Origin of the sequence: Flavobacterium sp. (genome assembly GCF_021151785.1) — a bacterium.
Taxonomy (GTDB): Bacteria; Bacteroidota; Bacteroidia; order Flavobacteriales; family Flavobacteriaceae; genus Flavobacterium.
The window spans coordinates 1-4,574 of the sequence record NZ_JAGKWP010000139.1 but is presented as its reverse complement, the minus strand read 5'-3'; the positions used below and the strand labels follow the sequence as shown (position 1 = coordinate 4,574).

Below are 4,574 nucleotides of genomic sequence, written 5' to 3'. Positions count from 1 at the left end.
GTATATATTATTATTGATTTTTCTTTTTCCCAAATAAACCTTTAATACCATCTTTTACCGCATTTCCTAATTGTTCTTTTGGGGTAGAATTGGTTTTGATAGAATCTTTTGAGGTATTATTTTTTGTTCCTCCCAATAAGTTATTTAACGCTCCAGCGCCTTGATTAATTAATTTATCTTTTTGCATTTTAACTAATTGAGTGGTTAAATTTGTTGTTGCTTGTTTAATATCAGTGTTAATCTTTGGATTTTTAAAACTCCCAACCATGGTTGCGTTCACTGGAATATTTTCAATTTTATTTGCATCAGCAGGAGTTAATTTAGTTAATAATGTATTCACATCTTTTCCTAAATATTTTGCAGGAACTTCAAATTTTAAATTGTAATCTAATTTTTGATCAAATCCATGTGATCCCATTACCTGTACAGTTATGTCTTTATGTTTAATGGAAAACGGTTTGACCACAACTTTACCATCTTTAAAAGATAATGCGGCCTTTATATCCTTTAGATTAATGTCTTCTAACTCTAAAAAGGTAGCTTTTGAATCTAATTCAGTTAATAAAGCAGATCTAGATTTATTTAAAGAACCTGAAATCAAACTACCCATTAAATCTCCAGATATAGAATTCATATTTGGAAGCATAGATTGATTTAAAGTCCCATTTAATTTAATTGTGGAGTTCATTTTACCATTAACAACATCTGCAATAGGAGCAATTGTTTTTAAGGTATTCATTAGACTAAAGGTTTGTCCTATATCAACTTTATCTAGTTCTAGATCTAATGCAAAGGTTGGTGTTTTTACTTTGGTGGAAACTAAGCCGTTCAAGTTTAATTTCCCTCCAAATACATCCATTCTTAAATGGCTAAGTTTTACTGCTTCATCTTTAATTGCTAGAGAACCTGATATATTTTTAAGATTTAAATTATCATAAATAACAGTCTTTGCCTTAGCAGTTAATGTGCAATCTAAAAAACTTGGAATTTTAACAGCTTCTGTCTTTTTACCACTTTCATCAGTGCTCGTTGTAGTTGGCGCCATGAAATCCGCAACGGAAAAAGTGTCTGAGTTCATGTTAAAATTTCCTTTTAAGATTTGTTTTTTGAATAAGAATCCATAGAAATTTTCTAAGGTACCTGTCACAGCTACATCTGATTTTCCGGTTTTTAAATTCAATTGATTTAAATTGATTTTAGAAGGATTAAAAACAACATCAGCAATAGAAATACTAATAGGTTTTGCCATTTCAGAGCCAGAATAATTAAAGCCAGTGAGGGTAACACGCCCCGAATTTTTTATGTTTTGATATTGATTGGTTTCTACAGATTTCATGTCAAATGCTGTTTTTACATCTGCTTTTAAGATTCCGTTTAATGGCTTTTCTAACTGAATTGGATAAGCTTTAGAAACATTAGCTAAGTTTATTACGCCTCTTAGTTCAGCATTAACCAGGGCATTTTGGGTCATATTTTTAATGTTTGCTTTTGCATTAAAAATATCTTGATCAATCGCAAATCCAAAATTATCAATGTTTACATAAGTGTCATTAACCAATCCAGTTTCATTGATAATATGTGTGTCAATATTGATGTTTTTTACTGTTTTTGGTAAGTCTTTATAATGGAATGATGCATTGTTTGAAAGCATTTCCACATCAAATTTAGGTACTGTTGTTTCTGTTAATTCGCCTTCAACCTTTCCTTTTACTTCAAATTTACCAGTGGTTTCCACTCCGTCTAAGTTTCCTGCATATTGCGCTGGAATTAATCCTAAAAAGTTTTTAAACTCTGAACTTGGTGTGTTGAAAGTTAAGTTGTAAACCTGACCTTTTTCTACCATTTGAATGAAACCATTAAATTCTAAAGGTAATTGATTAATTAAAGCTTTGTTTTCTTTAAACGAATATTTACTGTTTTTTAAATCGATTCCTAAAATTGCATCTAATGAAAGTTTTGTGTTTTTTAAATAGTTAGATTGATCCATATCAAAACTTACATTAGCTGTAGTTTTGGTTTCTAAATCTAATTTTTCTTGAGCAAAGTTTCCTTTGCCTTGATGAAAAATACTATCTAAAACTAATTTTATTTTAGAACCTTCATCGAAATAGGTAAATTTTAAATTTTCAACATCATATTTTTCAATATTTAGACTAAAAGGTTTGCTTTCAGTTTTTTCTTCTTCTGATGTTTTGTCTTTTATCGCAATGTCATAATTTCCTAAGCCTTCTTTGTTGAAAATGATATTTAAAACTGTATTTTCAGTAGCTATAGACTCAATTTTCATTGGTTCATTTTCACTATTGAATAATTCCATCACGCTCATTTTTAAGCTAATATTATCTGATGCAACTAGCGTTTTTCCAGCAAATGGAGCTTTATTAACAATGCTAAGTTTTTCTATAGTTACGTTTGCTTTTGGAAAACTTTTAAGCAGACTTAAATTTACGTCTTCAATAGATACAATGGCATCTACATTTTTATTAATTGATGCTAATACTTTGTTTTTAATTTGTTCTTTAAAAAGAAAAGGTACTACGGCTAATACGATGATAATACTAAGTATGGAAATCCCTATCCATTTTAATATTTTTTTTGTTTTAGGACTCATAATGATTGAAGTTTTGATGTATGTTACAAAATTAATACCAATTTGTATGTATTAAGCTAAAAAAATGGTAAAAAAAACGCCGAAATCAAATTTCAGCGTCTTTTCATTCAAATTATTAAAAATTAATCTCGTAAGGTAAAATGGCTTGAATACCTTTACGTTTCTTCATCTTCCTAATTTTATCAATTAGGATGTAATTTTCTTCACCTACTTCTTCTTTCAAATATGCTTCTTTAGATTGATATATTTTTGCATTGGCTAAATGTTCTAAGATTTCATTGAAATTTTTCTCATATTCAGGATAAGTTTCAACTCGATATTCTTTAGACTTGCCTAATGTAGCGGCGTATTTTATAGCGGCATCCAAATTCCCTAATTTATCTACTAACCCTATTTTTAATGCGTCCGAGCCGGTCCAAACACGTCCTTGACCAATAGCATCTACATTTTCAAACTTCATTTTTCTTCCAGTGGCAACGCGATTGACAAAAGTCTTATAGGTGCGTTCCACACCTTCTAAAGCAATGGATTTGTATTCATCCGTGATAGGTTCAAATGGGCTATAACCACTTGCGTTTTTATGTGTATTTACTTGTTCAGCATTAATTCCCATTTTATTTGCTAATTGACTAAAGTTAGGAAGCATTCCAAAAACTCCAATTGAACCAGTAATTGTTGTAGGTTCAGCAAAAATTGCATTTGCACCACAAGAAATATAATAGCCTCCAGATGCTGCCAAGTTCCCCATAGATACTACAACTGGTTTACTTTTTTTGGTTAGTTCGATTTCTCTCCAGATTAATTCAGATGTTAAAGCACTTCCACCTGGACTGTCAACACGAAGTACAATAGCTTTAATGTTTTCGTCTTCTCTAGCTTCTTTTAAAGAACGATTAATGGAACCTTCCCCTATAAAATCAACATCACCTTCTCCTCCGTTAATTTCTCCTTGTGCATAAATAACAGCAATCACATCATCTTTTGTTAAATCATCAACATTAATATTGTTTTTGTTGGTATAGTCAGCTATTGATATTTTATTATATTCTTCATTTTGAGCGACTTTTAGTTTAGTCTTCAAGGCGCTATGATATTCATCTTCATAGGCAATTTTGTCTACCAACTTTTGTTGTAAAGCTAATTCAGGAGTTCTTGCTTCCAAATTATTTGCTATTTCATTTAACTTGGCTACACTAATTTTTCTCGAAGCTGAAATGTCAGTCACTATAGTGTTCCAAACGGAATTTAATAGACTAGTCATTTGTTCTCTGTTTTCAGGGCTCATTTCTTGATTCAAGAAAGGCTCAACAGCGCTTTTGTATTTTCCATGACGAATCACCTCAAATTTTAAGCCTGTCTTGTCCTGAAAATCTTTAAAAAATAATAATTCTGAACTTAATCCTTTAAATTCTAATTCACCTACAGGGTTAATATAAACTTGGTCAGCTACAGAATTAATATAATATTCTTTTTGAGTGAAAAAGTTAGCATAAGAATAGATGAATTTCCCAGATTTTTTAAAATCAATTAATTGATCTCTTAATTCTTTGCTTTGCGCTAAACCAAGAAATGATTCATTGTTAATAATTGAAATGCCTTTAATTTTACTATCTGTCTTTGCTAATTTAATGGCATTTAGCACATCAATGAATCCAACTTTTCCTTCTGCTTTTAATAAAGCTTGTAACGGGCTCTCGTCTTTGTATTTTCCTGAGTAGTCAAAAACAATTTCTGACAAGTCTAATTCAATAACTGATTGATCTTCTACTTTAATTTCCTTTTCACCACCTCCTACAACAGCTGCGATTCCAATAAGAATGAAGAAACTCAATACAAAAAATAGAAAGATTCCAACAACTGTTGCTAAAACATTTTTTATAAAATTCATAATTCTTTTTAATTCAATTTTTCTATAGGTAGTGAAAAAAGAGAAATTGTTACATGTTCATAAAATTTATTTTTT

General features: G+C 30.1%; 2 protein-coding genes. Both read right to left on the bottom strand.

Translation table 11 applies throughout. The features are described 5' to 3' along the window. Positions 1-10: 10 nt before the first annotated feature. On the bottom strand, positions 11-2,611 hold the full coding sequence (locus QZ824_RS10710; RefSeq protein ID WP_291276007.1) for an AsmA family protein: 2,601 nt from the start codon (positions 2,609-2,611) through the stop codon (positions 11-13). Positions 2,612-2,726: 115 nt separating this feature from the next. Continuing rightward, on the bottom strand, positions 2,727-4,499 hold the full coding sequence (gene sppA / locus QZ824_RS10705; protein WP_291276006.1) for a signal peptide peptidase SppA: 1,773 nt from the start codon (positions 4,497-4,499) through the stop codon (positions 2,727-2,729). Positions 4,500-4,574: the final 75 nt, after the last annotated feature.